At 66.8% G+C, this 23,829-nt stretch carries 20 protein-coding genes and 1 riboswitch; of the genes, 12 read left to right on the forward strand and 8 right to left on the reverse strand.

Annotation, left to right across the window (positions count from 1 at the left end; translation table 11 throughout):
- Window positions 1–23 precede the first annotated feature (23 nt).
- Window positions 24–776: a TetR/AcrR family transcriptional regulator gene (locus LDO14_RS18840; RefSeq protein WP_018770003.1), complete on the reverse strand. Its 753-nt coding sequence runs from the start codon at window positions 774–776 to the stop codon at window positions 24–26.
- A 126-nt stretch (window positions 777–902) separates the two neighbouring features.
- Between LDO14_RS18840 and LDO14_RS18845 the strand changes: the two genes are divergently transcribed.
- The gene (locus tag LDO14_RS18845; RefSeq protein ID WP_018770002.1) at window positions 903–1,832 is read left to right on the forward strand and encodes an NAD-dependent epimerase/dehydratase family protein; all 930 of its coding nucleotides are present in this window, start codon (window positions 903–905) and stop codon (window positions 1,830–1,832) included.
- 30 nt (window positions 1,833–1,862) lie between these two features.
- Here the strand turns inward: LDO14_RS18845 and LDO14_RS18850 are convergent, their stop codons facing one another.
- The gene (locus tag LDO14_RS18850) at window positions 1,863–4,064 is read right to left on the reverse strand and encodes an MMPL family transporter (RefSeq protein WP_018770001.1); all 2,202 of its coding nucleotides are present in this window, start codon (window positions 4,062–4,064) and stop codon (window positions 1,863–1,865) included.
- A 185-nt stretch (window positions 4,065–4,249) separates the two neighbouring features.
- Here LDO14_RS18850 and LDO14_RS18855 point away from each other — a divergent pair, with 185 nt between their 5' ends.
- On the forward strand, window positions 4,250–4,762 hold the full coding sequence (locus LDO14_RS18855) for a MarR family transcriptional regulator (RefSeq protein WP_051081386.1): 513 nt from the start codon (window positions 4,250–4,252) through the stop codon (window positions 4,760–4,762).
- Window positions 4,763–4,852: 90 nt separating this feature from the next.
- On the opposite strand, the gene LDO14_RS18860 is transcribed toward LDO14_RS18855, so the two are convergent.
- Window positions 4,853–6,886: a phytase gene (locus LDO14_RS18860; RefSeq protein ID WP_196804765.1), complete on the reverse strand. Its 2,034-nt coding sequence runs from the start codon at window positions 6,884–6,886 to the stop codon at window positions 4,853–4,855.
- 228 nt (window positions 6,887–7,114) lie between these two features.
- On the opposite strand from LDO14_RS18860, the gene LDO14_RS18865 reads away from it, so the two are divergent.
- From LDO14_RS18865 to pabB, 4 genes are all read left to right on the forward strand, one after another.
- Complete coding sequence (locus LDO14_RS18865) at window positions 7,115–7,933, forward strand: methyltransferase domain-containing protein (RefSeq protein WP_018769998.1); 819 nt, start codon at window positions 7,115–7,117, stop codon at window positions 7,931–7,933.
- Window positions 7,934–8,003: 70 nt separating this feature from the next.
- Complete coding sequence (locus LDO14_RS18870) at window positions 8,004–8,627, forward strand: LysE family transporter (RefSeq protein WP_018769997.1); 624 nt, start codon at window positions 8,004–8,006, stop codon at window positions 8,625–8,627.
- Between the two features lie 134 nt (window positions 8,628–8,761).
- Window positions 8,762–9,295 carry a low molecular weight protein-tyrosine-phosphatase gene (locus tag LDO14_RS18875; protein ID WP_134165020.1) on the forward strand — a complete coding sequence of 178 codons (534 nt, stop codon included), beginning with the start codon at window positions 8,762–8,764 and terminating at the stop codon, window positions 9,293–9,295.
- A gap of 341 nt (window positions 9,296–9,636) precedes the next feature.
- Complete coding sequence (gene pabB / locus LDO14_RS18880; RefSeq protein WP_018769995.1) at window positions 9,637–11,706, forward strand: aminodeoxychorismate synthase component I; 2,070 nt, start codon at window positions 9,637–9,639, stop codon at window positions 11,704–11,706.
- 26 nt (window positions 11,707–11,732) lie between these two features.
- Here the strand turns inward: pabB and cls are convergent, their stop codons facing one another.
- Window positions 11,733–13,205 carry a cardiolipin synthase gene (gene cls, locus LDO14_RS18885; protein WP_018769994.1) on the reverse strand — a complete coding sequence of 491 codons (1,473 nt, stop codon included), beginning with the start codon at window positions 13,203–13,205 and terminating at the stop codon, window positions 11,733–11,735.
- Window positions 13,206–13,302: 97 nt separating this feature from the next.
- Between cls and LDO14_RS18890 the strand changes: the two genes are divergently transcribed.
- Both LDO14_RS18890 and LDO14_RS18895 read left to right on the forward strand, forming a co-directional pair.
- A complete protein-coding gene (locus LDO14_RS18890) occupies window positions 13,303–14,232 on the forward strand; it encodes an aminodeoxychorismate lyase (RefSeq protein ID WP_026265884.1) in 930 nt (309 codons plus the stop codon).
- 59 nt (window positions 14,233–14,291) lie between these two features.
- The gene (locus tag LDO14_RS18895; RefSeq protein WP_018769992.1) at window positions 14,292–14,756 is read left to right on the forward strand and encodes a pyridoxamine 5'-phosphate oxidase family protein; all 465 of its coding nucleotides are present in this window, start codon (window positions 14,292–14,294) and stop codon (window positions 14,754–14,756) included.
- A gap of 38 nt (window positions 14,757–14,794) precedes the next feature.
- Here the strand turns inward: LDO14_RS18895 and LDO14_RS18900 are convergent, their stop codons facing one another.
- Window positions 14,795–15,499: a TetR/AcrR family transcriptional regulator C-terminal domain-containing protein gene (locus LDO14_RS18900; protein ID WP_018769991.1), complete on the reverse strand. Its 705-nt coding sequence runs from the start codon at window positions 15,497–15,499 to the stop codon at window positions 14,795–14,797.
- 224 nt (window positions 15,500–15,723) lie between these two features.
- Between LDO14_RS18900 and LDO14_RS18905 the strand changes: the two genes are divergently transcribed.
- Window positions 15,724–15,978: a hypothetical protein gene (locus LDO14_RS18905; RefSeq protein WP_018769990.1), complete on the forward strand. Its 255-nt coding sequence runs from the start codon at window positions 15,724–15,726 to the stop codon at window positions 15,976–15,978.
- A gap of 94 nt (window positions 15,979–16,072) precedes the next feature.
- On the opposite strand, the gene opgC is transcribed toward LDO14_RS18905, so the two are convergent.
- Window positions 16,073–18,538, reverse strand: coding sequence for an OpgC domain-containing protein (opgC, locus tag LDO14_RS18910; protein ID WP_018769989.1), 2,466 nt, complete (start codon window positions 18,536–18,538; stop codon window positions 16,073–16,075).
- Window positions 18,539–18,763: 225 nt separating this feature from the next.
- A riboswitch (SAM riboswitch) is annotated at window positions 18,764–18,879 on the forward strand.
- Window positions 18,880–18,892: 13 nt separating this feature from the next.
- On the opposite strand from opgC, the gene LDO14_RS18915 reads away from it, so the two are divergent.
- From LDO14_RS18915 to LDO14_RS18925, 3 genes are read left to right on the forward strand one after another with little or no spacing between them, the layout of a single operon-like run.
- Window positions 18,893–19,168, forward strand: a complete 276-nt coding sequence (locus LDO14_RS18915) for a DUF1737 domain-containing protein (protein WP_018769988.1) — start codon at window positions 18,893–18,895, stop codon at window positions 19,166–19,168.
- Entirely contained in the window at window positions 19,165–19,575 is a 411-nt protein-coding gene (locus LDO14_RS18920) for a rhodanese-like domain-containing protein (RefSeq protein ID WP_018769987.1), read from the forward strand. Before LDO14_RS18915 ends, LDO14_RS18920 begins: the two co-directional genes overlap by 4 nt.
- A complete protein-coding gene (locus LDO14_RS18925; RefSeq protein WP_056391915.1) occupies window positions 19,576–20,784 on the forward strand; it encodes an O-succinylhomoserine sulfhydrylase in 1,209 nt (402 codons plus the stop codon).
- A 136-nt stretch (window positions 20,785–20,920) separates the two neighbouring features.
- Here LDO14_RS18925 and LDO14_RS18930 read toward each other — a convergent pair whose 3' ends face one another.
- Both LDO14_RS18930 and LDO14_RS18935 read right to left on the reverse strand, forming a co-directional pair.
- Window positions 20,921–22,147 (reverse strand): glutamate--cysteine ligase, encoded by a 1,227-nt coding sequence (locus LDO14_RS18930; RefSeq protein WP_056391918.1) that lies wholly within the window; start codon window positions 22,145–22,147, stop codon window positions 20,921–20,923.
- Between the two features lie 66 nt (window positions 22,148–22,213).
- The gene (locus tag LDO14_RS18935) at window positions 22,214–23,737 is read right to left on the reverse strand and encodes a UDP-N-acetylglucosamine 1-carboxyvinyltransferase (protein WP_018769984.1); all 1,524 of its coding nucleotides are present in this window, start codon (window positions 23,735–23,737) and stop codon (window positions 22,214–22,216) included.
- Window positions 23,738–23,829 lie beyond the last annotated feature (92 nt).

Here is a 23,829-nt window from a genome sequence, read left to right on the forward strand (position 1 = left end):
CACCAACAGGGCTTCGCCGGCACCTATCGGGAGGCCCCTGCCGGCAGGCCGGCGATGCCTGCCAGGACGGCGAGGTGATGGTCGAAGAGGTCAGCGGGCGCATGGAAGGTATCCGGCCCGTACTGGTTGAACACCTCGAAGCTGACCGCACCAAAGAGGGAGCTCCACACCAGGACACCCCTCGCCACCAGTTCCTCCGGAAGGTCCAGGCCAAACTCGGAACGGATGGCGGCAAGGTCCCTGCCCAGGGTTGGCGGCAGTTGCGGTGCGCCTTCGGCCGGAACTGCCAGCTGCCCTGCCCGGGAAGCTGCGTCCAGGATGCCGATGAGGCTGACGATGACCCTGGTGCCCGGGCCCGTCGTGCGCTCCGCCGGGGCGCTGTAGCCGGGCACGGGGCTGCCAAAAAGGAGCGCGTAGCTGGAAGGCTCGCGCAGGGCCCATTCCCGGACCGCGCGGCCCAGCGCCCGGAAGCGGGCAGTGTGGTCATCCTCCGGCGCTTGGGCGACGGCGGCGTCCACCGCGTCCCCAAGCTCGCCGAAGGCGTCTATCAGCAACAAGGTCAGGAGCTCGTCCCGGCTCTCCACATAGCGGTAGACCGCGGAGGACACCACCCCGAGGTCCCTCGCCACCGCCCGCAGGGAGAGAGCGGCCGCACCGTGCGTTGCCAGGTGCTGCCGCCCCAGGCGGACGATATCCGCCACGGTTTGCGCCCTTGCCCGTTGCCGCGGGGTGAGGGGGCGGACAACAGTGCCGGCTGTTTTTTCGACGTCAGTCACGGGTCCAGCATGCCATAAACGAGAGCGCCGGAATCAAAAGAGAGCACCGCTCTTGACTTAGTCGGCGTATGGGGTCATGCTGTTTCCCGAGAGCGGTGCTCTCGGAAAAGGAACAAGGAGGCCACAATGGCAGATGTGTACGTAGTAACCGGAGCGGGACCGGTGGGGTGGACGGTGGCCGAACAGTTGGCAGACCTGGGACGGCAGGTGCGCGTCCTCACGCGGTCGGGCAGCGGACCACAGCACCCGCTGATCGAGCTCATGGCCGGTGATGCGAAGGATCCCGAGGTTCTGCGATCAGCCCTGGCCGGCGCCCGGGCAGTCTTCCACTGCATTCACGGCTCGGCGTACACCGCCGCGGCATGGCGGGCGGAGCTTCCCGCCGCCGAGCAGGCGGTCCTCACTGCGGCGCACCAAGCGGGTGCCGTCGTCGTATTCCCGGAAAGCCTCTACTCCTACAGCGAGCCGGACAGCGTGATGACGGAGGGCAGCCCGCGCCACGCTGCGGGCGGCAAACGCGGGGTGCGGACGGAGCTGCTCCGGGCCCGCGAGGCCGCCACAACGCCAACGGTGAGCGTGGTGGCAGGCGACTTTTTTGGTCCCCGCGTCCGGATGGCGCACGGCGGGGAGCGCATGGTGGTGCCCATCCTGGCGGGGAAGAACGTCAGCGTGGTGGGCAGCTCACGGCAGCCGCACTCGTTCACGTACGTCCCGGACCTGGCCACGGCGATGATCGCGGCGGCGGACAGGCCCTCCGCCTGGAATGCCGTATGGCACGCCCCCACGGGTCCGGCCCTTACCCAGATGGAGCTGGCCCACGCCTTCGCCGCCGCGGCAGGACGGCCGGCGCCCAAGGTGCGCGCCCTGCCCGGCTGGACCCTCCGCACCGCCGGGATGCTCTCAACCGACGCCCGCGAGCTGGCCGAGATGCTGTACCAGTTTGAGCGGCCGTTCATCATGGACTCGGCCGCGTCCCAGGCTGCCCTGGAAGTCGGTCCGACTCCGCTGGAAACGGCTGCTGCCGCCACCGTGGACTGGTGGCGGCAGCAGGGTTAGTGCTCCGAGGTTTAGCGCTTTGGCGCAGGGTCAGCGGCTGGGCACTTCTTCCAGCGGCTCGACGCCGGGCTCCCGCGGCCGGGCTGCATTCCCGCCGTCCGCGCGCCCCAGCTTGCTGGGCCACCAGATCTTCGGTCCGATGTCGTAGGCCAGGGCCGGCACCAGCAGCGAGCGCACCAGGACGGTGTCCAGCAGCACACCGAACGCCACTATGAACGCCAGCTGCACCAGGAACATGATGGGAATGACGCCAAGCGCTGCAAATGTGGCCGCGAGCACCACGCCCGCGGAGGTGATGACCCCTCCGGTCACCACCAGGCCACGGAGGATGCCGGGCCGGGTGCCGTGCTTGAGCGACTCTTCACGGACCCGGCTCATCAGGAAGATGTTGTAGTCCACGCCCAGGGCCACCAGGAACACGAAGCCAAACAGCGGAACCGTCGCATCCGCGCCCGGGAAGCCAAGGATGTTGTTGAAGACAAAGGCCGACACACCGAGCGCCGCCGCGTAGGAAAGCACCACGGAGAGCACCAGCAGGACCGGGGCCACGATCGAGCGCAGCAGCAGCATCAGGATGAAGAGGATCACCACCAGGACCACCGGAATGATGACCACCAGGTCGTGCTGGGCGGTGGTGTTGGTGTCCAGCGCCGTAGCGGTGACGCCGCCCACCAGGGCGCCGGGATCGACGGCCTTCACCCCGGCCCGCAGCGCCTTGACGGTTTCCTCCGCTTCCAGCGAGTCCGCCGCGTCGTTGAGGGTGGCGTTGATGATCACCTTTCCTTCGCGGACGTCCGGGGCGCTGGGAGCCCCGGGGGCTCCGGTGATGGGGACGCTGCCCGGGCCCAGCAGGTAGGCCTCGCCCACGCCGTCGTCCGCTTTCACGCGGTCCAGCACCTCGGCGGCCTTGGCCTGGTCAGCAATCACGACGGCGGGGCTGCCGCTGCCGGCGTCGAAATGGCGGGCCAGTGCGTCCTGGCCGTCGACGGCGTTGGAGGCGGTGAGGATGACGTCGGTCTGCGGTACGCCGTTGGCCTTCAGCTGGAACAGGCCGCCTGCCGCAACCAGCAGCAGGAGGACCGAAGCCACCCAGACGGTCCTGGGCCGCCGCGCTACCAGCGAACCGGTGGCACGCCACAGCCCCTTCTGGCCTTCCAGGCCCGTAACCAGTTCGGGTTCACGCTGGTCTGCAGGGAGGAGCTTGGGACGGAACGGCCAGAAGGCTGCCCGGCCCAGCAGGGCCATCAGCGCGGGCAGCAGGGTCAGCGCTGCGAACAGGGCACACAGGATGCCTGCGGCCGCCACCGGTCCCAGCGCCTTGTTGGAGTTCAGGTCGGAGAAGAGCAGGCACAGCAGCGCGATGATCACGGTGGCGCCGGACGCCAGGATGGGCTCGAAGGACGCCTTCCAGGCGTTCAGGACAGCCGCGGTGCGGTTGGTGGTGTGGGTGAGCGCTTCCCGGAAGCGTGCCACGAACAGCAGGGCGTAGTCCGTGGCCGCACCGATTACCAGGATGGAGAGGATGCCCTGGCTTTGGCCGTTGAGCTGGATCCAGCCGGCTTTGGCCATGCCGAACACCAGCAGGATTGCTGCGCACAGGGCAAACACGGAGGTCAGCAGCACCATGATGGGCAGCAGCAGGGACCGGTAAACGATGAGGAGGATGACGAACACCGCGGACAAGGCCACCAGCAGGAGGATGCCGTCAATGCCGCCGAAGGCTGCGGTGAGGTCGGCGGCAAGGCCGGCGGGGCCGGTCACGAAGGTCTGGGCACCTGCCGGGGCCGCTTCTGTGACAGTCCCGCGGAGTTCCTTGACCGCATCCTTGAGCTCAACCGAGGACCCCACCGGGACCACGAACTGCACCGCCTTGGCGTCCTTGGAGGGAATCGGGCCGATCACCGTGCTGCCCAGTTTGAGGTCTTCAAGGCTGGTCTTGAGCGTGGCCAGCTCCCCCAGCTGGGCGGGAGTGAAAGCCTCGCTTTTCTCGATGACGATGATCCCCGGGACCTCATCCGAGTCCCGGAACTTTGCCTGCCAGTCCTGCGCCTCGGTGGCCTCGGCGCTGGCGGGCAGGAATGACGCCTGGTCGTTGGAGGAGACCTCCTCCAACCGGCCGAAGGTGGGGCCGCCGACCCCGGCGAGACCCAGCCAGATCAGCACCAGGACGACAGGGACCAGCCAGCGCAGCCAGAAAGGGACTCGCTCCTTGGCAACTTTATTGCGGTTCATGGCGCCTTCCATCGATAAGCGGGCGGAGTAGTATTTGTTCCAGCATAGATTATCTCCACCATAGAGATAAGTGGCTGCCAAGCTTTTTTCGGCAGGTAGGGGACGAATGCCGGGCCTGCAGTAATATCCGTCAGTACGGCCGGACGGAAGTGTGGGCGTGGAACCAGGAAGGCAGGGAGGTGGGCATGGCACGCAAGACGTCAGCTGGCGCGGCACCAGGACCATCCGGCGGCCCTCCCGGTGGTCCGCCACACCCGCTGATCCGCCTCCTGCAGGAGTTCACCATGGAGGCCAACCGCTATGTGGATGTCGCCGGCGGCAGGAAGGACATGCACCGCACGGACATGAATGCCCTCGCCGTCATCATGCGGCACACGGCCGCCGGGAGCGTGGTGACGCCCGGGGTCCTGCGCAAAGAGCTGAACCTGAGCTCGCCTGCCACCACCGCCCTCATCGACCGACTGGACCACTCGGGGCATATCGTGCGCGAGCGGAACAGCACGGACCGGCGCCAGGTCCAGCTGAAGATGACCCCCAAGGCCTTCCAGGACGGGGGCGCTGTCTTCGCTCCCCTGGCCCAGCACATGGGCAGCGCCATGGCGGACTTCTCGCAAGACGAGCTGGAAACAGTCACACGCTTCATGACCGCAATGGTGGAGGCCACGGTGGCTGCCCGGAGCGAGTCCGCCGATAGCTAGGTGACATTCCCGGAAGGCTCAGGAAAGGGCCGTTTCGGATGTCCGAAGACGGCCCTTCCTGCTTCCCCCAACCAGGGCGGCGCCCGGGGACTAAGGCGCCTTGGGTCGAAGCGCCACCAGCCACCCGGCCCACTCGCGGGCCGCACTGAAGTTCCACGTCTTCGCCCCGCTTGGCCCCGCTGCCGCCTGGATGCCATCCGCAACTTCGAAGCGGCGCGCACCGGTTTCCACTGCCTGGGACATCCCGGCCGGCGAAGTCAGGGTCACGGAGCTTGAGTTGACGCTCATGCATCCCACAAGCATCGCGTTCGCGGCCGTGGTGGCCACCGCTGGAATGGTTCCCGACGATGCCGCCGCGCCCGAGCCGGACGTGGCAGCGGTGTCGGGCCCTGAGGCGCCGGAATACCTGGCGATGCCTCCCCCGCTCGTCGTCGAAGAGGTGGTCCAGGCATAATCCGCCGGCTCGGTCCCGGTGGCGACTTTGTAGTAGCCGTAGACCTTGGGGTTCGCGATATTGGTCACCGATGCCAGCACTGTCCACCCGGCGGGGACACCTGACGTTGCGATGGTACCGCCCGTGAGGGACACGCAGCTGACCAGCAGGTCGCCCTGGGCGACATTGGCCGGCTTGGGGATCCTGAGGGTGGTGGTTGCCGTGGTGTTCACGGCCTGGCTCACTGACTCGCGGACGATGGTGCCGCCGCCGCCGGTGTTGCCGGAGGTGACGCTCCAGGCCTGCGTGGCCGCCGTGGCGTCCGTATTGCCGGCGGCGTCGGTGGCCCACACGCTGAAGTTATGCGATGCAACCGCCAGTCCTGAGTACGTCTGTGGCGAGGTGCACGCTGTCCGCGCCGCCCCGTCCAGGCTGCACTGGAAGGTTGAATTGGCCTCACTCGAGGTGAATGCGAAGGAGGCACTGGTCGACGTCGTTGTCGCGGGCGGTCCGGAAGTGATGGTTGTCTCGGGCGGCGTGGTGTCCCCCGGCGGAGGCGGAGTGGAGGTGCCGGCCCCGATCTTCCGGGGGTCGTAGGCCGCATCGACGAGCAGGGCAGGTACGTAGGCGGCTGCGATGGACTGCCATGGTACGAGCTTGAAGTTCTGCTTGCCGGTGTCGTTGCTGGTGTCCTGGGTGACAAAGAAACCCTGGGGGAACGGGCCCCCAACCCCGAAGTTGGTGACGTCTATGCCGTCCATGCCCGTGACAGCATCGATTCCGTTACCGGCCGGGATGGCGAAGGCCCCCAATGGCCGGTTGTCGTCGCGGGAGTAGACGTGGAACCGGTTGGAGCCCTGGCTTGCTGCCAGCAGGTAGCCGGCGCCCCCGCTGCCGTAGTAGATGCTGATGCCCTTGATGTCCTGGACGATGTCCCCGCCGTTCTCGGTGGTGCTGACAACCTTCGTCCCCGCGGTTGAATCCCCGGGTTCAGCCCCGTACCGCCAGATTCCGCCGATATCCTCCTGCGCAATGTAGAGCCGCTTCATCTCGTCGTCGGCCACCAGGCCCTCGGTGTGGGCGGGGCCGCTTACAGTCCAGCTGCGCACGAGCTTGCCGGTGACCGATCCGGTGGAGCCGTCAAGCTCCCACTGCTCGACCTTGCCAACGTCAGTAACGTAGGCAAAGTACTTGCCGGTGTCCGGCGAGTGATAGAAGGAGAACCCGCGGGGTGTGGCGATGTTGGAGGTCGGCGCAAAGCTGCCCACCTTGGTGAGCGAACGGTCGGCCTCGTTGACCTTGTAGAAGTCAAGGCTCCGGACCCGGTTGCTGACACCCACCAGGCCCACTCGGCTGCTGCCGAGGGGAAAGTTGTAGCGGACGTCCACATTGTTCATCCGCCCATCGGGGTAATAGAACAGTTCCCGGCCCGACAGGTCATAGACCACCAGACCGTGGCCATCCGTGCTCTTGTCCGTGCCGATGATGGTGCTCTTCGACGGGTCGGTGGGATGGATCCAGATCGCTGCGTCGTCCGCAGCGTCCCCCGTTCCGTGCATTGGGGCAGTTTCCACCGTCGCATTCACCTGTGCCACGGCCGCTTTTGCCGCCGGGGCACCCAGTCCCGCGAGCAGTCCGGACAGCAGTCCGCCTACCGTCAATGCGGCAGCCAACCTCGATTTGAGCGTCACTCTTGCCTCCCCAATACTGGTTGCCGCACCTATTCGGCGGCAACGGCGGTGTCATGGAACGTCCAGCGAGGTCAGGAGCCCGGCGCCGGCTGGAGGGCCATCGTATTCCCGGCCGCAGGCAGGGGGGTACGGGGATAGCACCCATACCTTCGGGCCCGCCTTCCGGGGGCTGCATGACGCGGACCGGGCGTCCGCTCATGCAATGCAGGTTGGGGGTAGCGTTTGGTTATGAGTGCGCAGCAGCCTGAAGACGACGTTTACACGCACGGCCACCACGAATCGGTGGTCCGCGCCCATGCCGCCCGTACCGCCGAAAACTCCGCGGCGTTTGTCCTCCCGCACCTCACGCCTGGTAAGTCGCTGCTCGATGTGGGCTGCGGCCCCGGCACCATCACCTGCGACTTCGCCGCCCTGGTCAGCCCCGGCAAGGTCACGGGCCTGGACCGCTCACCTGACATCATCGCCCAGGCGCAGGCCCTCGCCACCGAGCGGGAAGTACCCAACGTTGAATTCGTTGCCGGCAACATCTACGACCTCGACTTCGCCGACGAAACGTTCGACGTCGTCCACGCCCACCAGGTGCTCCAGCACCTGACCGATCCCGTTGAGGCCCTCAGGGAGATGCGGAGGGTGGCCAAGCCCGGCGGCATCGTGGCAGTGCGCGACGCCGACTTCCACGGCATGAGCTGGTACCCCGCCATTCCGGAACTGGACGAGTGGATGGACCTGTACCAGCGGATTGCCCGCCGGAACGGTGCAGAACCCGACGCCGGGCGGCGGCTGGTCAGCTGGGCACAGGCTGCGGGATTCACCGACGTCGCCCCCACCAGCAGCAACTGGCTTTACGCCACCTCGCAGCAGCGGCGCTGGCAGGCGCGCGTCTGGGGTGAGCGGGTGCTCCACTCAGCCTTCGCCGAGCAGGCGCTGGAGTACGGGTTTGCCAACCCGGCCGACCTTGCCCGTATCTCTGCAGGCTGGCACCGCTGGGGCTCCACGGACGACGGATGGTTCCTGATCCCAAACGGTGAGGTCATCGCCCGGGCCTGATCCCTGGTTGCCCAGACAGCAGCACAGGGACTGAAAAAGGGGCAGCCAATTGCCACCGTAGGATTGTTGAGTGCAATTTTCCCTCTGGCTGGCCCTGGCAGGTGCCGGCGCCCTGATCAGCTTCACCCCGGGCGCCGGGGCCATCAACACCATGAGCAACTCGCTGAACGCGGGGTTCCGCCGGTCCATCTGGGGAATCCTGGGCCAGCAGGCTGCGCTGATGGTGCACGTCCTGATCGTGGCCCTGGGCGTCGGGGTGCTGGTGGCCAGTTCCCCCCTTGCCTTCAACGTGATCCGTTACGCGGGCGCGGCCTATCTGGTGTACCTGGGCATCCGCCAGTTCCTGAGCAAGCCCACGGTGGCCCAGGAGCAGGCAGCTGCCCTTCGTAACGAACCCGCGTGGTCCATTTTCCGGCGCGGCTTCTGGGTCAATCTGTTGAACCCGAAGGCGATCGTGTTCTTCCTCGCCTTCACTCCCCAGTTCATCCGGCCCGACCTGCCCCTGTTCACCCAGTACGCCGTGTTGACGGCAACAATCGTTGTCATCGACATCCTGGTGATGTGGTTCTTCTTTGCGGCGGCTGCCAGGTCATTCCAGCGCTTCACCAACACGGAACAGGGCCAAATGGTCCTCAGCAGGGTGTTCGGTGTCCTGTTCGTGGGTGTGGGTATCCTGCTGGCCCTGATCCACTGAACCAGGTACCCACCAAACTCGGCACCAGCGTGTGACGTACCCATTCGGGCGTTAGTCATGCATCTTTACAAACCCGTAAAACTTTGTGAACAGGCGGCTAGCCAAGAGCGTTCGGAAGCGCGCATGCTTAGGGCATGAACTCAGCGTCGAGCGCATATCGCGTCATCACCGTCTGCACGGGCAATATCTGCCGGTCCCCCATGGCCGAGCTCATGCTCAAGGCAGCGCTTGAACGCGAGGGCCTTGACGGCCTGGTGGAGGTGGACTCCGCCGGCACCACCGGTTACGAAGCGGGCCGGCCCATTGATCCCCGCGCCGCCCGCCGGCTCGCCGCAACCCAGCTGGCCTCGGACCACCACGTGGCCCGCGAGTGGGAACCCGGGTGGTTCCGCGAGCGCGACCTGATCCTGGCCCTGGACATCGACCACTACGCGTGGCTCACCGAGGCGGCGCCGGACCAGGAATCCCTGGACAAGATCCGGATGCTCCGCAGCTTCGATCCCACCATGGCGGAGCGGGACCGCCTGGATCAGGGCATCGAGGACCCCTGGTACGGCGGCCACGCGGATTTCGACGCCGTCTGGCACCAGATCCATGCAGCCCTGCCCGGCCTGGTCCAGCACATCAGGTCCGCGGTCCTTCGGAACACCCAGCTGCAGCCGCACTAGGCACCAAAAACTCTTCAAGCGACGGTGCAATCCAGCGGCACCAGGAGTATTTTCTTGCTGCCTGGACGGCCTTCCCAGCACATCCGGCAAGTACGCGCGGCTCCTCGCCACACTGGAAGAGGCAGAGTCTCCGGCTGGGCGACATGGTCCGACAAGGACCGCGCCCTGAAGCGTGCAGGCATCGTGCATGCCGGCGCCAACGCAGGCTGGCGAGGGCAGGGGCTGTCCTGCTGCTGGTGAGCGGGTTCCTGGGCGGCCACCTGAGCAGCGGCCGTCACGCATCGGCGCAGCAACTGCCCCGCGGGTGAAAGGGTGCAACGGAAAACGGTACGCTCTAGTCCATGAGCCCACCCCCCGTCATCATCGCCATCGACGGGCGCTCCGGCGCAGGCAAGACCACCCTCGCCGTCGAGCTCGCGGCCCGGCTCCGGGCGCACCACAAGGTCTCGCTGTTCCACCTTGAGGACATCTACCCGGGCTGGGACGGACTGGCGGCGGGCATTGAACGCTACGTCTCCACGGTCCTCACCCCGCTGAGCCGGGGGCAGGCGGCCTCCTGGACCAGCTGGGACTGGGCTAACCACTACGACGGCGGCGCCCGGGTGACGCTGCCTGCGGAGATCGTCATCGTTGAGGGAGTGGGGGCCGCCGCCGAGGCCGCCCGCCCCATGCTGGGCGCGGTGATCTGGGCGGAATCCCCGGACGACGTCCGGCGGACCCGGGCACTGGAGCGCGACGGCGCAACATATGAACCGTACTGGGACCTGTGGGCAGCCCAGGAGGAAGAGTGGCTGGGCCGCGACGACGTCCCCGGCCACGCGGACCTCCGCGTCCGGAACCTCGCCGACGGCTCAGCCCCCGCGGACCTCCTCCAGCTCCTCCCCTACCTGCCCGCCCTGGCTCCGGTCCTCGCCCCCGAGTTGTCAGCCCGCCGCGGCCTTCGCCTTCATGCCGAGCGCATTGAAGCCGCCCCGGACGCACCCACCCTGTTCCACTCACTGTATGGCGGCTCTGGCAACGCCGTCTGGCTGGACTCCTCCAACACAGGCAGCGGACCGGACAGCACGGATCCTGTACAGCGGACTGCCGCAGAGCGCAGCCGGTTCAGCATCATGGCGGACGACGGCGGCACATTCGGCCAGTGCGTCACGCACCGTGGCGGTGTGAGCCGGATCAGCGCCGGCTCGTCCACTGCCAACGTTCCCGGCCCCTTCTTCCGCTGGCTCGACACCGTCTGGGGCCGCCGGGCGGTGCGGACCCCCGAGGGCTACCCCGGCGAATTCACCCTGGGCTGGCTGGGCTGCCTGGGGTATGAGCTGAAACGCGAAACCGGCGGCAGCGATCTTTCCGCGCCCACGCCGGACGCAGCCCTGATCTTCGCGGGCCGAGCGGTGGTCCTGGACCACGCCGAAGGCACGGCCTGGCTCCTGGCCCTGGAGGCACCGGACGCCGGCGGGTGGCTGGTGGAGGCGCGGGCAGCCGTGGAAACCGCCGCGGACCCAACGCAGGAAGCCGGCGGCAGCACCGGCGTCGTGCGTCCCACCACACCGCCCACTTTCCGCAGCCGGGACACCGGGGAACGGTACCGGGAGAAGATTGCCGCCGCACAGCATCAGATCGCCCAGGGAAACACCTACGAAGTGTGCCTGACCACCACCCTCGAAGCCACTGTCCCGGCCGGCTCGCTGGATCCATGGGCCACCTACCTGTCGCTCCGCAGCAGGAACCCGGCCCCGTTCGCCAGTTACCTCCGGCTGGGAAACGTTGCCGTGGCCAGCACCTCGCCCGAGCGGTTCCTGAAGATAGGGTCCGACGGCGGAATGCGCGCCGAACCGATCAAGGGCACCCGGCGCCGGGCTGCCGACCCGCAGGAGGACAGCCGCCTGCGGACGGACCTGGCCACCTCCGTCAAGGACAGGGCCGAGAACATCATGATCGTGGACCTGCTGCGCAACGACCTCAGCCACTTTGCCATGCCTGGCTCCGTTACGGTCAGCAGGCTTTGCGCCATCGAGAGCTACGCCACCGTCCACCAGATGGTCAGCACCATCGACGCCCACCTCCTGCCCGGAGCACCACGGGCAGAGGCGGTGGCGGCCTGCTTCCCGGCCGGCTCCATGACGGGGGCTCCGAAGATCAGCACCATGGCCATCCTTGACGACCTGGAGGCAGGGCCGCGGGGGCTCTATTCAGGTGCCATCGGCTACTTCTCGCTCAACGCGGCGGCGGATCTCGCCGTCGCCATCAGGACCCTGGTGGTCAGCACGGCTGGCGACGGAACCGCGGAACTGTCGCTCGGCGTCGGCGGTGCCATCACCTCGGACTCCGACCCGGACGACGAATATGAGGAGATCCGCACCAAGGCCTACGGGGTGCTCTCCACCCTGGGGGCGGAGTTTCCCGAAGACTGACCCGGGTTTAGGGAGGCACGGCCGTCCTACTGCACCGTGGCCGTCAGCCGTGCCACGTTGTCCACATAGCGCGCGGCGAGCGGCCGGTTCAGCCAGTCTGCCAGCTTCAGCTCATGGGAGATGTCCCGGTAGGTGTCCTCCACCGCCCGCATCTTGTTCACGATGTCCTCGCCCAGGAGCATCACGGAGACCTCGAGGTTCAGCGAGAAGGACCTCATGTCCATGTTGCTGGAACCCAGGACGGCCACCTCGTCGTCGATGGTGAAGTGCTTGGCGTGCAGCACGAACGGCGCCTTGTAGAGGTAGATCCGCACACCGGCCTCAAGGAGCGCCTCATAGTAGGAGCGCTGGGCGTGGTGGACCAGGAACTGGTCGCCCTTCTCGGACACGAACAGCTCCACGTCGACGCCGCGCTGCGCTGCCGTGGTGATGGCGTACAGCAGTGAATCGTCCGGAACGAAATAGGGGCTGCAAATGGAGATCCGGTGCTGCGCGGAGTAGATGAGCGTGTTGAAGAGCCGGAGGTTGTTTTCCGTGATGAACCCGGGACCGCTGGGCACCACCTGGGCCGTGACGTGGCCGGGCTCCGGATTCGCGGGGAGCTGCAACTGGTGTTCCAGGGATTCGTCGGTCTCGCTCAGCCAGTCGGTGGCGAAGACGACGTTCAGGGTGGTCACGATGGGCCCGCGCAGGCACGCCATCAGCTCCACCCACTCGCGGCCGGCCTTGCGGTGGCGCGGGTTGTTGTAGGACGGCTCGATCAGGTTCTGCGACCCCGTGAAGGCGATTTCGCCGTCGATCACCATGATCTTGCGGTGGTTGCGCAGGTCCGGCCGGCGCCACTGGCCATGGATGGGCAGGAGGGGAAGCATCCGCTTCCACTGGATCTTGCCGGCCCTCAGGCGCTTCAGCAGCTTCCGGTAGCCCTTGATGCGCAGCGTGCCGATGTGGTCGAACAGGAGCCGCACTTCCACGCCCCGCTCGGCGGCCTCTTCCATGGCCGTGAGCAGGTCGTTGGTGACGTGGTCGGAGCTCATGATGTAGAACTCGGCGTTGACGAACTTCTTCGCCTTCCGCACCGCGTGGGTCATGGCCAGGATGGAATCCGGGTAGCCGGGGATGAGGTCAACGGAGTTGTTGTCCACCATGGGCAGCGAACCCAGGGTGCGGTTGAGCTCGGCGGCGGACTTGACCCACTCGGGGCCGGGGTAGTCGCTGTCCACGTCCGAGAGGGCGGTGATGCCGGCCCGCACCCGGTCGTTGACCTGCTCCTGCTGGGCGCGGCGGCGGCTGGACAGCTGGAAGTTTCCAAACAGCAGGAACAGCGCGATGCCCACGAATGGGATAAAGAAGATGCCCAGGAGCCAGGCCATCGCCGTGGTGGGCCGCCTGTTGCCGGGAATGATGCCCAGTGCCAGGACCCTGATGACAAGGTCGGCGAAGCCCAGGAGCACCACAACCCACGTCGGCGCGGTGCCGGCAAGCGAAAAAGGCCACAACACGTCAATAACTCCCGGGGAGGTTGGGCCCCGGGGAACGGTTTCCGGCCGGGGCGCTCTGCCCAGCTTATCCGCGGTGCCGCACTAAGCTGGTGCCATGAGCTCTCCAGCCCCCGTGGTTCTCGTTTTCCTTGACCCCGCCTTCCCCGACGGCAGGGTGGCGGATGCCTCCCAGCCCCAGCTGCTGGTCACGGACCTTGGCGTCACGCGCGGTGACGGCGTGTTCGAAACCATGCTGGCCGTTGGGGGAACGGTGCGGAAGATGCAGGCCCACCTGGACCGGCTTGCCGGATCCGCCGCGGCGCTGGACCTGGACATCCCGGACCAGGATGTGTGGCGGCGCGCCATTGCCGCTGCCGTTGCCCGGCACCGTTCGGAGAACCCGCCGGCAGACCCGGCGGCAGATGAACTGGTGGTCAAACTGGTGGTGACCCGCGGCGTGGAAGGCGCGCCCGCCCCCACGGCCTGGGTCCAGGCCTCACCGGCCGGAGCTGCCGCCCGCCGCCAGCGGGAAACGGGCGTCGACGTCATCCTCCTTGACCGCGGCTACGACAGTGAGGTGGCCGAACGGGCACCCTGGCTGCTTCTGGGCGCCAAGACGCTCTCCTACGCCGTCAACATGGCAGCGCTGCGCCACGCGCATAAACAGGGCGCCGACGACGTCATCTTCACGTCCTCCGATGGCCGGGTCCTGGAAGGGCCCACCTCCACGGTGCTGCTGGCGCATGTGGAGAAGTCCGACGACGGCACAACAGTGAAGCGCCTCATCACACCACAGCTGGACAGCGGCATCCTGCCTGGAACGTCACAGGGGGCTCTCTTTGCTGCCGCCAAGGCGGCGGGCTGGGAACTGGGCTACGGGCCGCTGGTGCCACAGGACCTCCTGGACGCAGACGCGGTCTGGCTGATCTCCAGTGTCCGCCTGCTGGCGCCCGTGAACCGGATTGACGGCAGGGAGATCGGCACCCCGTCTGTGCAAAAGGAACTGACCACCGAACTGAGCGGACTTTTCGCCGGCATCCATTAGCCCGCAACAGGCAGGGCCGGCCCTTTTCCCGCCCCGGCATCACCCGTAAGGTGTGCACCATGGACTCGCACAAGCTGCCGATCGAAAAACTGTCCTTTGACGACTGCTGGGAACTCCTTGACACCGACACGGTGGGCAGGCTGGCCATCGTGGTGGACGGACATCCGGAAATCTTCCCCGTGAATTACGTTGTCCACCTGCGCAGCATCGTCTTCCGCACGGCACCCGGCTCAAAACTGTGGGACGCGAAAATGGAACGCCCTGCCGCGCTGGAGATCGACGGCTACGACCCCACCACCGAACTGGCCTGGAGCGTGGTGGCGCGGGGCAATACCGGGATCATCGAAGACCAGGCCGTCAAAGATGCGGTGGACAGCCTTGGCCTGGAGCCGTGGCAGCCCGGCGAAAAGGCAAACTACGTCAGGCTGAACGCCAAGGCGCTGACCGGACGCAGGTTCCAGGTGAACCGGCCGGACGTCTGGAACACCCGCCTCCAGGACCGGCGCCGGGCGTCATTCGAATAGCGGCCGCTCAACGACCACGCCTTTACACGGCCGCTCCGTCAGGCGCTGGAGCCTGACGCCTGCCGTGAAAGCTGGGCTTCCAGCCCGGACAGCAGGATGGTGAGCCCTTGGTCAAGCTCCTTGGCGCCGTCGTAGTCAGCCAACGCCGGCGCCAGCGCACGCAGCCGGGGGAATTCCTTCGCGGGCAGCCGGTGGAGCCCCAGCCGCAGCAGCACCTCGTTCTCTTCCGGGTCCACCACGTACTCCTGCAGTTCGTTCAGGAGGTGCCCGTAGAGGAAGCCGTAGTAGGCGCGGTAGACGTGCAGCGCATCAGCCGGCTCGAATCCTGCCGCCACCAGCAGGGTCAGGATCTGCTCCAATGGCCGCAACGTGCCCAGCGGACGCATGCCCAGCGGCGTGGAGAGGGGCCGCGTCACCAGCAGGGGGACAACGTTGGGATGCTTGAGCGCCAGCATCCGCAGGTTGTGGGCGATGCTCCGAAGCTGCGCTTTCCAATCCGGGTCCTCCGGATGAATCGGAAGCTGGTTGAGCACCAGCTCAGAAACCCCGTCCAGCAGCGCCGCGCGGTTCTCGGCGTAGCGGTACAGGCTCATCGGGTCCCGGCCAAGCTCCTGCCCCAGGCGGCGCATGGTCAGTGCATCCAGTCCTTCGGCATCAACCAGTTCCAGGGCCTTGGCCAGCACGACCTCCCTGCTCAGCCTGGCCTTGGCGGGGGTGCGGCCGGAAGCGTGCGGGGGATTCATGGTGTTGTCCTAGCGGTGGAAGTGGCGGCCCGGATTAATCGAGACGGTTGCCTTACTTGTAGTCTACGGGTAAAGTCTACATCGTAGACAGGCGCTGACGACGCTGAGGCCCCGGATGCTTTTCACGGGACCCAACCTATAGATTCGATGGCCATGTGCAGGGCATCAAATCTTGCTGCTGTAGCCGAACGGCGGCGCCGAGCACTTAGCGAAGGGAAGCCATCATGGCACATTCGCAGTTCGATACTTTTCTCCACGAAGCCACCTACCCCGACCACGCCGCTGGTTCCAGCATGGACCGCGACCGCCTCTACGGCCTGTACACCAGCTGGTGCTTCCTCAACCAGCAGCCGGCCGGCACCGAGTCCACCTTCTGGGCAGCCATGAAGCACCGGATCCCGCCGCGCCGCAACGGGCTGCGCATGAAGGGTCCTGCCGCTGCGGACTACATCATGACCAGCTACCCGGGCCTGGTCTGAGACCCCCGGATTCGTAAGAGGCCACCGGGCAGCCGGGTGGTACATGATCAAATGCTGTGGCACGCCCGTGCCGCAGCATTTTTCATGCCCCGGGCTAGGCAGGGATGATCCGGAAGAGGAACCTGGTGCGGACCATCACCCAGAGCATCCCAAGGACCACGGCGTAGGCCACGGTGTTGAGGAGGATGCTTTGCTGCTGCAGGGCCGGGATGTTGGCCACGACGGCGATCAGCACCACGTGCATGATGAAGACGTACAGCGTGGCCCGTCCCAGCGGGACCAGGAACCAGCCCAGGGCCCGGTCCACCGGTTTCCAGTAAGCACTGAGGAATGCGTACGCAGCCACCACCAGGACCAGGACGTTGAGCAGCCGGCCCGGGGCCAGGTATGTCCGGCCGAAGAAGGCGTCATACATTGCCCGGTAGGACGCATCCGGCAGCAGCGCCAGTCGGACGTCATAGGCGTTGGCCAGGTAGGGGTTGCCCCAGGACAGGAAGGCCAAAGCGAATGCTGCCGTGGTGCAGGCAACCACCACCCACGTGTGGCGCGACAGCCACGCTGTGATGCTGCGCCGATGGTAGCCCGCAACCAGCCCAAGCACGAAAAGCACCTGCCACACCAGCAGCGGGAAGGAGTCCTCAAACTGCGAGGGCAGGATCCGGAACCTGGTCATGGCACCTGCCGCATACACGGCAACCGACACCGCCACGACCCAGATGGCCTTTCCGCGGTTCAGCGCCGCGAGGATCAGCGGGCTGACCAGCAACAGCACCACATAGAGCCCCATGACATTGAACTGCCAGGGACCGAACTGCAGCAGCACGATGGCCGGAAGCACCTGGGGCGGGACGGGGAACTGGAACAGCGATGACATGCCCGCATAGAGGTCGTAGGTCCGGCCGGCCCCGTTGTGCCCGGCGCCACCGGTCCCCTGGTCCACGAACGTGGTCAGGGCCTCGGTGTGGAAGAACGGGAGCAGGGACAGAAGGAAGACGCCGATCAGCACGGCCAGCGCCGTCAGGTAGAGCTTGCCGGCGCGGCGGGTCGTGAGGTCGACCACCTGCCCGAAGTCCTCCCTGGCCTTGGGTCCGTACACCATGCCCACCACCAGTCCGGAGAACAGGACGAACAGTTCCGCACCCGACACGAAGCCCACGGCCTCCTGGGTGAGCAGCTGGAACAGCGATGCCATGCCCAGGTGGTTCACCACCACAAAGACGATGGCCATCCCGCGCAGCAGATCGATGCGCGAGTCCCTGGCGGAGGGATCCTGGTAGCCCCAGGCCGTGGCTGCGTTGATCCGGCGGGGTATCTGCCACAGGGCCACCAGGAGGATGGCCATGGCGGCGGCAACAGTCCAGGCGGCAGCCCCGGAGAGCGTGTTGGCCCGGACGTAGGTGCTCCCGGATGCCACGTCGGTGACCGGCCCGGTGACCATTGGCGATGCCTTCAGCCTGTCCAGGGCCGCTTTGGCGATGCCCGCCTGTCCCGTGAGCAGCCAGCTGATGCTCGCCACGCCGGTATCCCTGGTGCTGGTGCGCTCGTCCCAGACAACGGCGGCCGTCCCGGCAAAAGCTGGGGAAGTGGCAGTTCCCACCACCTGGTCCCACCAGCCCGCCTTGATGTCCGCCTCCTGCGCGCCGCCGGACGCGGGGCTGTAGAAAGCAGAGGTCTGGAGGAGGAACGGCTTGTTGCGCCCCTCGGAATAGGTGCCGTAGAAGTTTTCGCCGCCGGAGGCCGTCAGCATGTCCTGGAGCTCGCCGGCCCTCGGCTGGGAGTTGACGGCGGGGCCGCCGGCCGTGTCGTCGTGATAGGCGGCCAGCCCCGCCCAGTCCACTGCGTCGTCGCCCGGGTAGTAAGGGGCGTAGGCGCTGTCGCTTGAGTTCCAGGCCCCGTCGCCGTTCGTGTCCAGGAGGGAAAAGCCTTCGGTTCCGGGCTGCGGGGCATCCCGGTTGCGGTCAAAGGGGTAGTCCTTGCCCAGGTAAGGCGCCCACACCAAGGTGGCCCGGCCGCCGTCGTACTTCTTGAACGCTGCCGCCACAGCCCTGAAGGCCTGCCGGTACGCGGCGGGCTGCTGGCCCCAGGCCACCCAGCTTGCATTCATGTCCGGGGCGAACCGGATCAGCAGCTGCCCCTTGAACCCGGACGTAAGGTCGCGCACCTGCGCTGCGAATGCTTCCGCTTCCGCGGTGCCGAGCTGGTCCAGGGGCACTGACGGCTTCACCGTGAGCAGGGCGTGGGCGCCTAGGGACGCGGCCTGCTGAAGGAAGCCGTCAAGGTCGTTCCGTTCCGCATCGCGGTAGGGGATGGTGATGTCGTGGCCGAAGACGGCCGGACTGGCACCAAGCCGGCCGCTGAAACCTGCGGCGGTGTCCTCGCCCCACTCGAGCACCGCGCCCAGCCAGGGCTTTCCCTTTTCCGGCGCAACGTCCGCCGCATGCGCCGGCGCAGCCGCCAGCAGGGCCAGGAGGCTGACGAGGGCCGCGGCCAGGAACGCCCCGATGGACGGCCGGCGGGTCCCCCGGATGGCGGCCTGGTGGCGCGATGTGTTTGCCCGCATGCTGACAGGACCCCCGGTGCTCATTGCTGTGACGACGGGGCGGCGCCCCGGTAAGAACTTTATCGGCCCTGCGGCCCCGGGCGGCACGTGGCCGGCCGCCCACCTGCGGCGATGTCCGCCGTCGCGCTTTCCTTCAACCCCGCGCCTCCCTTCAGCGCTGCTCAATTACGGAACATGACGACGGCGGCGGTGCGGCTTGGCGCGGCAGATGTTACGTTTTTGGGGAGTAATGAGTACCGGTGTGAAGCCCTGACTGGCCGGTCGGCAACCCTCCCTTTCGCGGCGGGGTGCCTCAGGTGAATACTCGGCATATCGACCGATTCGAGCTGCAAGCGTGAAAGAAGGAGATCCGTCGTGTCTGACGCACCTGCCCCTGACGAAAAATTGTCCTACCGCCTGATCACCGGCCCGGATGACCGTTCATTCTGCGAGCGGATCTCCACGGCCCTGGCCGACGGCTATGTGCTGCACGGCAGCCCGGCAGCCACCTTCAACGGCACCAGCGTGATCGTGGCGCAGGCAGTGGTCCTTCCGGCGGCAATCGCCTCGGCCGATGCCGCGGTTGCCACCGCAGTGGATGAACTGGACGCCGAATTTGAAGGCGAGTTCGACGGCGAGGGCCACGCATGAGCTACGCGGGAGACCTCACGCCCCAGGAAGCATGGGAGAAGCTGGAACAGGGCGCCATCCTGGTGGACGTCCGCACCGAGGGCGAATGGGCCCACATCGGCATTCCGGACACCAAGGCCACGGACAACGACCCCCTCTTCATCCAGTGGACCTTCCCCGGCGGCATCCCCAACCCCGACTTCATCAACGACCTCAGCCAGCAGGCGCCCGAGGACCGTTCAACCGAACTGGTGTTCCTGTGCCGCTCCGGCCAGCGGTCCATCGCGGCAGCCATCGCGGCCACCCGGGCCGGCTTCACCTCCTACAACGTGCTGGAGGGCTTTGAAGGCGAGCCGGACCGCTATGGCGAACGCACCGTCAACGGCTGGAAAAACCGCGGCCTTCCCACCAACCTCGGAAAGAACTAAGTGACCTTCAACCAAGACGCCCCCGGCTGGAACCCCGACACCCAGGCTGTCCGTGGCGGGCTGGACCGCACCAACTTCCAGGAAACGTCCGAGGCCATCTTCCTGAACTCCGGCTTCGTCTACGAATCCGCGGCAGCAGCTGAACGCGCCTTCACCGGCGAGGACGAACGCTTTGTCTACTCCCGCTACGGAAACCCGTCCGTGGCCACCTTCCAGGAGCGGCTCCGGCTGCTGGAAGGCACCGAAGCCTGCTTCGCGACGGCGTCGGGCATGTCCGCGGTGTTCACCGCGCTTGGTGCCCTGCTGGCTGCCGGCGACCGGGTGGTGGCCGCCCGGTCGCTGTTCGGTTCGTGCTTCGTGATTTTGAACGAGATCCTTCCCCGGTGGGGCGTGGAGACCGTCTTCGTGGACGGGCCGGACCTGGACCAGTGGCGCGAGGCCCTCTCCAAGCCCACCACCGCCGTCTTCTTCGAATCCCCGTCCAACCCGATGCAGGAGATCGTGGACATCGCCGCGGTCAGCGAACTTGCGCATGCCGCCGGCGCCAAGGTGGTGGCGGACAACGTCTTCGCCACTCCCCTGCTGCAGCGCTGCGGTGACCTGGGCGCCGACGTCATCGTCTACTCCGGCACCAAGCACATCGACGGCCAGGGCAGGGTCATGGGCGGCGCCATCCTGGGCACCAAGGAGTTCATCGACGGTCCCGTAAAACAGCTCATGCGCCACACCGGGCCTGCACTCTCGGCGTTCAACGCCTGGGTCCTGACCAAGGGCCTGGAGACCATGAGCCTGCGCGTGAACCATTCCTCCGCCACGGCGCTCCGGCTCGCAGAGTGGCTGGAAGAACAGCCCGCCGTGAGCTGGGTGAAGTACCCGTTGCTCAAGTCCCACCCGCAGTACGACCTGGCGGCACGGCAGATGAGCGCCGGCGGTACGGTCCTCACGCTTGAGCTGGCTCCCTCCGGCGGGCGCTCCGGCAAGGAAGCGGCCTTCGCACTGCTGGACGGGCTGCGCATCATCGACATCTCCAACAACCTTGGTGATTCGAAGTCCCTGATCACGCACCCCGCCACCACCACGCACCGCGCCATGGGGCCGGAAGGGCGCGCCGCCATTGGGCTCAGTGACGGCGTGGTACGGCTCTCGGTAGGGCTCGAGGACCCGGAGGACCTCCTCCGCGACCTGGAACAGGCACTCAAGCAGATCTAGCCGCGCGGGAAGCCCTAGCTCCTCTGGGTCCGGGCGACGCGCTTCCTCACTCTCGATGCGCAGATTCCCTGGCGCGCACCAAATATGGGCCGCGAGGAGGAATCTGCGCGTCGGGAATGGATATGCGCGTCGAAGGTCAGCTCTGGCGGACCCGCAGCAGTTCGGGCGTGCCCTCCACGTCAGCTAGATCCAGGGCATCCCGCATGGTCACATTGACGGCCTGCCGCACCACGGCGCCGAACCCCATGTCCTCCGGGGGCGGTCCCGCCAGCGCCTTGTCCCGGGCGCGGCGCTGTTCGGCGGCTCCTGTTCCGCGGGCGATGATGTCCTCCACCCCCTGCCGTGCCAGTGCCAGCTCCCCCTGTTCGGACAGGACGGGAGCCAGGTAATCCACCAGGGACCGGACCACGTCCGCGGCCGGTGCGGGCCGGAAATTCCCAAAATCCAGGAGTTCACCGCTTAGCCCGGCGCTGCTGGCCTGCCACGAGGCCATCCGGAGGAGGACGGTGGGAACCGGCGCAGGATCCACGTCGGCCTGCCATTCCCTGCTGGCGGATTCCACCAGCGCCCGAACCAGCACGGCAATGAGCGCTGCATCCTCGGCACGAAGGCAGACGTCCGCCACGCGAACCTCGACGGTGGGGTGGTTGCGGGACAGCCGGGCGTCGAAGTACAGCATGCCCTCATCGAGCATGACGCCGCTTTCCAGCAGCCGCGTCACCACGCGCCGGTAGGCAGGGTACGTCCCGTAAATACCGGCCGGGCCCGCCGTGGGCCACCGGTTCCAGGCCTGGGTGCGGTAGCTTTCAAACCCGGTCGGAACGCCGTTCCAGAAGGGTGAATTGGCGCTCAGGGCCGTCAGCACTGCCAGCTTGTCGCGGATCCGGTCCAGGACCGCCACGCCCTCTTCGGGCGATTCGATGAACGTGTGCACATGGAAGCCGCAGGTCAGCTGCTCCTGGGCGGTGAGGCCGAAGCGCTCCAGCATTTTGGCGTACCGGGGGTCGGGCGTCGTGTGGGTGGTGGAGGCCAAGGGCGAGGTGGCGAGGGCCGCCACCCTGGCGCCATGCTTCCTGGCGGCCTGGTCCGCCAGGGCGCGGCCCGCGCGGATCTGTTCGAGCAGGCTCCCGTATTCGAGGCACGGACGGGTCTGGGTCTCGATCTGCTCAAGCTTCAGCTCGGCACTCAAGCCCATCTCGTCGTCGTAATCCGCCTGTTTTCCGGAGTGGTGGACCTCCGGGTCCACGGGAAGATCGTCAGCCGCAACGCGGTGGCCGGCCAGGAGGGCGTCGGCCAGGGCAAGGGGTTCCCCGGACTCCGGATCAACGATCAGGAGTTCCTCCTCTACGCCAAAAGTACGCATACGAACATTCTGCGATACTTGTCCGGCATTCGAGGGGCCCCGGCGATTCATGACGAACCGTGAATGCTAGTCCTGGAAGTACTCCACCTTGGCGCCGATGGTGTTCAGGCGTTCCGCCAGGTCCTCGTAGCCACGCTCGATCACGTAGATGTTCCGCAGTTCGGATACGCCCCGGGCGGCGAGCATGGCCAGCAGCAGGCAGGCGGCCGGACGAAGTGCAGGCGGGCAGCCCACCTCGGCGGCGCGCCACTTGGTGGGCCCGTTGACGTAGATCCGGTGCGGATCCAGCAACTGCACCTGCGCCCCAAGCCTGTTCAGCTCTGTCAGGTAAATGGCCCGGTTCTCGTAGACCCAGTCGTGGATCATGGTCTGGCCATCGGCGTTCGCGGCAATGACGGCAAAGAACGGCAGGTTGTCGATGTTCAGCCCGGGGAACGGCATCGGATGGATCTTGTCCTCCGGGGCATGCAGCTCGGAGGGCTTGGTGGTCACGTCCACCAGCCGGGTGCGGCCGTTGCGGGCCATGTACTCGCCCGAAATTTCCAGCTTCTGCCCCATCTGGCCCAAGGTGGCCAACTCGATTTCCATGAACTCGATGGGCACCCGCCGCACCGTGACCTCGGAATTGGTGACGATGCCGGCCGTGATGAGGCTCATCGCCTCGATGGGATCCTCGGAGGGGAAGTACTCGATCTCCGCGTCAATGTCGGCCCGGCCCGTGATCTTCAGGGTGGTGGTGCCCACGCCCTCGATGGTGACGCCCAGCATCTGCAGGTAGAAGCACAGGTCCTGCACCATGTAATTGGGGCTGGCGTTGCGGATCACGGTGGTTCCCGGCCGGTGCGCCGCGGCCATGATGGCGTTCTCGGTGACGGTGTCCCCGCGTTCGGTGAGGACGAAGGAGCGGTCCTGCGCGTCCGCCGGCGGAGCCTGGACCGTGTAGAAACCGGCCGTGGCTTCCACGGCAAGGCCAAACTGGCGCAACGCCTGCATGTGCGGTTCCACGGTGCGGGTGCCGAGGTCGCAGCCGCCGGCGTAGGGCAGCCGGTACTCCCGCGACTCATCCAGAAGGGGACCCAGCAGCATGATGACGCTGCGGGTCCTGCGCGCCGCGTCAACGTCCATGGCTTCCAGGTCCAGGACGGCGGGACGGCGAAGACGCAGGTCAGTGTCGTTGAGCCAGGTGCACTCGACGCCGATGCTGGTCAGCACTTCGACAATGCGGTTGACTTCCTCGATCCGTGCCAGCCGGCGGAGCACGGTGGTGCCACGGTTGATCAGGCTGGCGCACAGCAGGGCGACGCCGGCGTTCTTGCTGCTGTTGACATCCACGGCACCGGAGAGGGTACGGCCGCCCTCCACCCGCAGGTGCGTCATCTGCGGCTTGCCGACGTTGACGATGCTGCGGTCGAAGATCTTTTCCAGCCTCTGGATCATCTTCAGGCTCAGGTTCTGCTTGCCCTGCTCCATCCGGGCAACGGCGCTCTGGCTGGTGCCGAGCTCGGCGGCCAACTGGCCCTGGGTCCAGCCCTTCTCGCTCCGGGCATCCCTCAACATGGCGGCAACGTGCTCAGCGGTCTCCTGCGTCATATCCGCAAATATATCATAGATGAGTTACGCGGGCCCTGATCGGCCACTGGTATGGGGCATCGGGAAAGCCTCTACCCACTGCATGCGATAGG

This window comes from Arthrobacter sp. NicSoilB11 (assembly GCF_019977375.1).
In the GTDB taxonomy this organism is placed as follows: Bacteria; Actinomycetota; Actinomycetes; order Actinomycetales; family Micrococcaceae; genus Arthrobacter.

What these genes read in the sequence shown, in the direction of transcription:
- LDO14_RS18890 (WP_026265884.1), top strand. Translation starts at nt 13,303, where the DNA reads ATGAGCTCTCCAGCCCCCGTGGTTCTCGTTTTCCTTGACCCCGCCTTC.
- LDO14_RS18875 (WP_134165020.1), top strand. Translation starts at nt 8,762, where the DNA reads ATGAACTCAGCGTCGAGCGCATATCGCGTCATCACCGTCTGCACGGGC.
- pabB (WP_018769995.1), top strand. Translation starts at nt 9,637, where the DNA reads ATGAGCCCACCCCCCGTCATCATCGCCATCGACGGGCGCTCCGGCGCA.
- LDO14_RS18855 (WP_051081386.1), top strand. Translation starts at nt 4,250, where the DNA reads ATGGCACGCAAGACGTCAGCTGGCGCGGCACCAGGACCATCCGGCGGC.
- LDO14_RS18865 (WP_018769998.1), top strand. Translation starts at nt 7,115, where the DNA reads ATGAGTGCGCAGCAGCCTGAAGACGACGTTTACACGCACGGCCACCAC.
- LDO14_RS18850 (WP_018770001.1), bottom strand. Translation starts at nt 4,064, where the DNA reads ATGAACCGCAATAAAGTTGCCAAGGAGCGAGTCCCTTTCTGGCTGCGC.
- LDO14_RS18845 (WP_018770002.1), top strand. Translation starts at nt 903, where the DNA reads ATGGCAGATGTGTACGTAGTAACCGGAGCGGGACCGGTGGGGTGGACG.
- LDO14_RS18895 (WP_018769992.1), top strand. Translation starts at nt 14,292, where the DNA reads ATGGACTCGCACAAGCTGCCGATCGAAAAACTGTCCTTTGACGACTGC.
- LDO14_RS18935 (WP_018769984.1), bottom strand. Translation starts at nt 23,737, where the DNA reads ATGACGCAGGAGACCGCTGAGCACGTTGCCGCCATGTTGAGGGATGCC.
- LDO14_RS18920 (WP_018769987.1), top strand. Translation starts at nt 19,165, where the DNA reads ATGAGCTACGCGGGAGACCTCACGCCCCAGGAAGCATGGGAGAAGCTG.
- LDO14_RS18930 (WP_056391918.1), bottom strand. Translation starts at nt 22,147, where the DNA reads ATGCGTACTTTTGGCGTAGAGGAGGAACTCCTGATCGTTGATCCGGAG.
- LDO14_RS18905 (WP_018769990.1), top strand. Translation starts at nt 15,724, where the DNA reads ATGGCACATTCGCAGTTCGATACTTTTCTCCACGAAGCCACCTACCCC.
- LDO14_RS18900 (WP_018769991.1), bottom strand. Translation starts at nt 15,499, where the DNA reads ATGAATCCCCCGCACGCTTCCGGCCGCACCCCCGCCAAGGCCAGGCTG.
- opgC (WP_018769989.1), bottom strand. Translation starts at nt 18,538, where the DNA reads ATGCGGGCAAACACATCGCGCCACCAGGCCGCCATCCGGGGGACCCGC.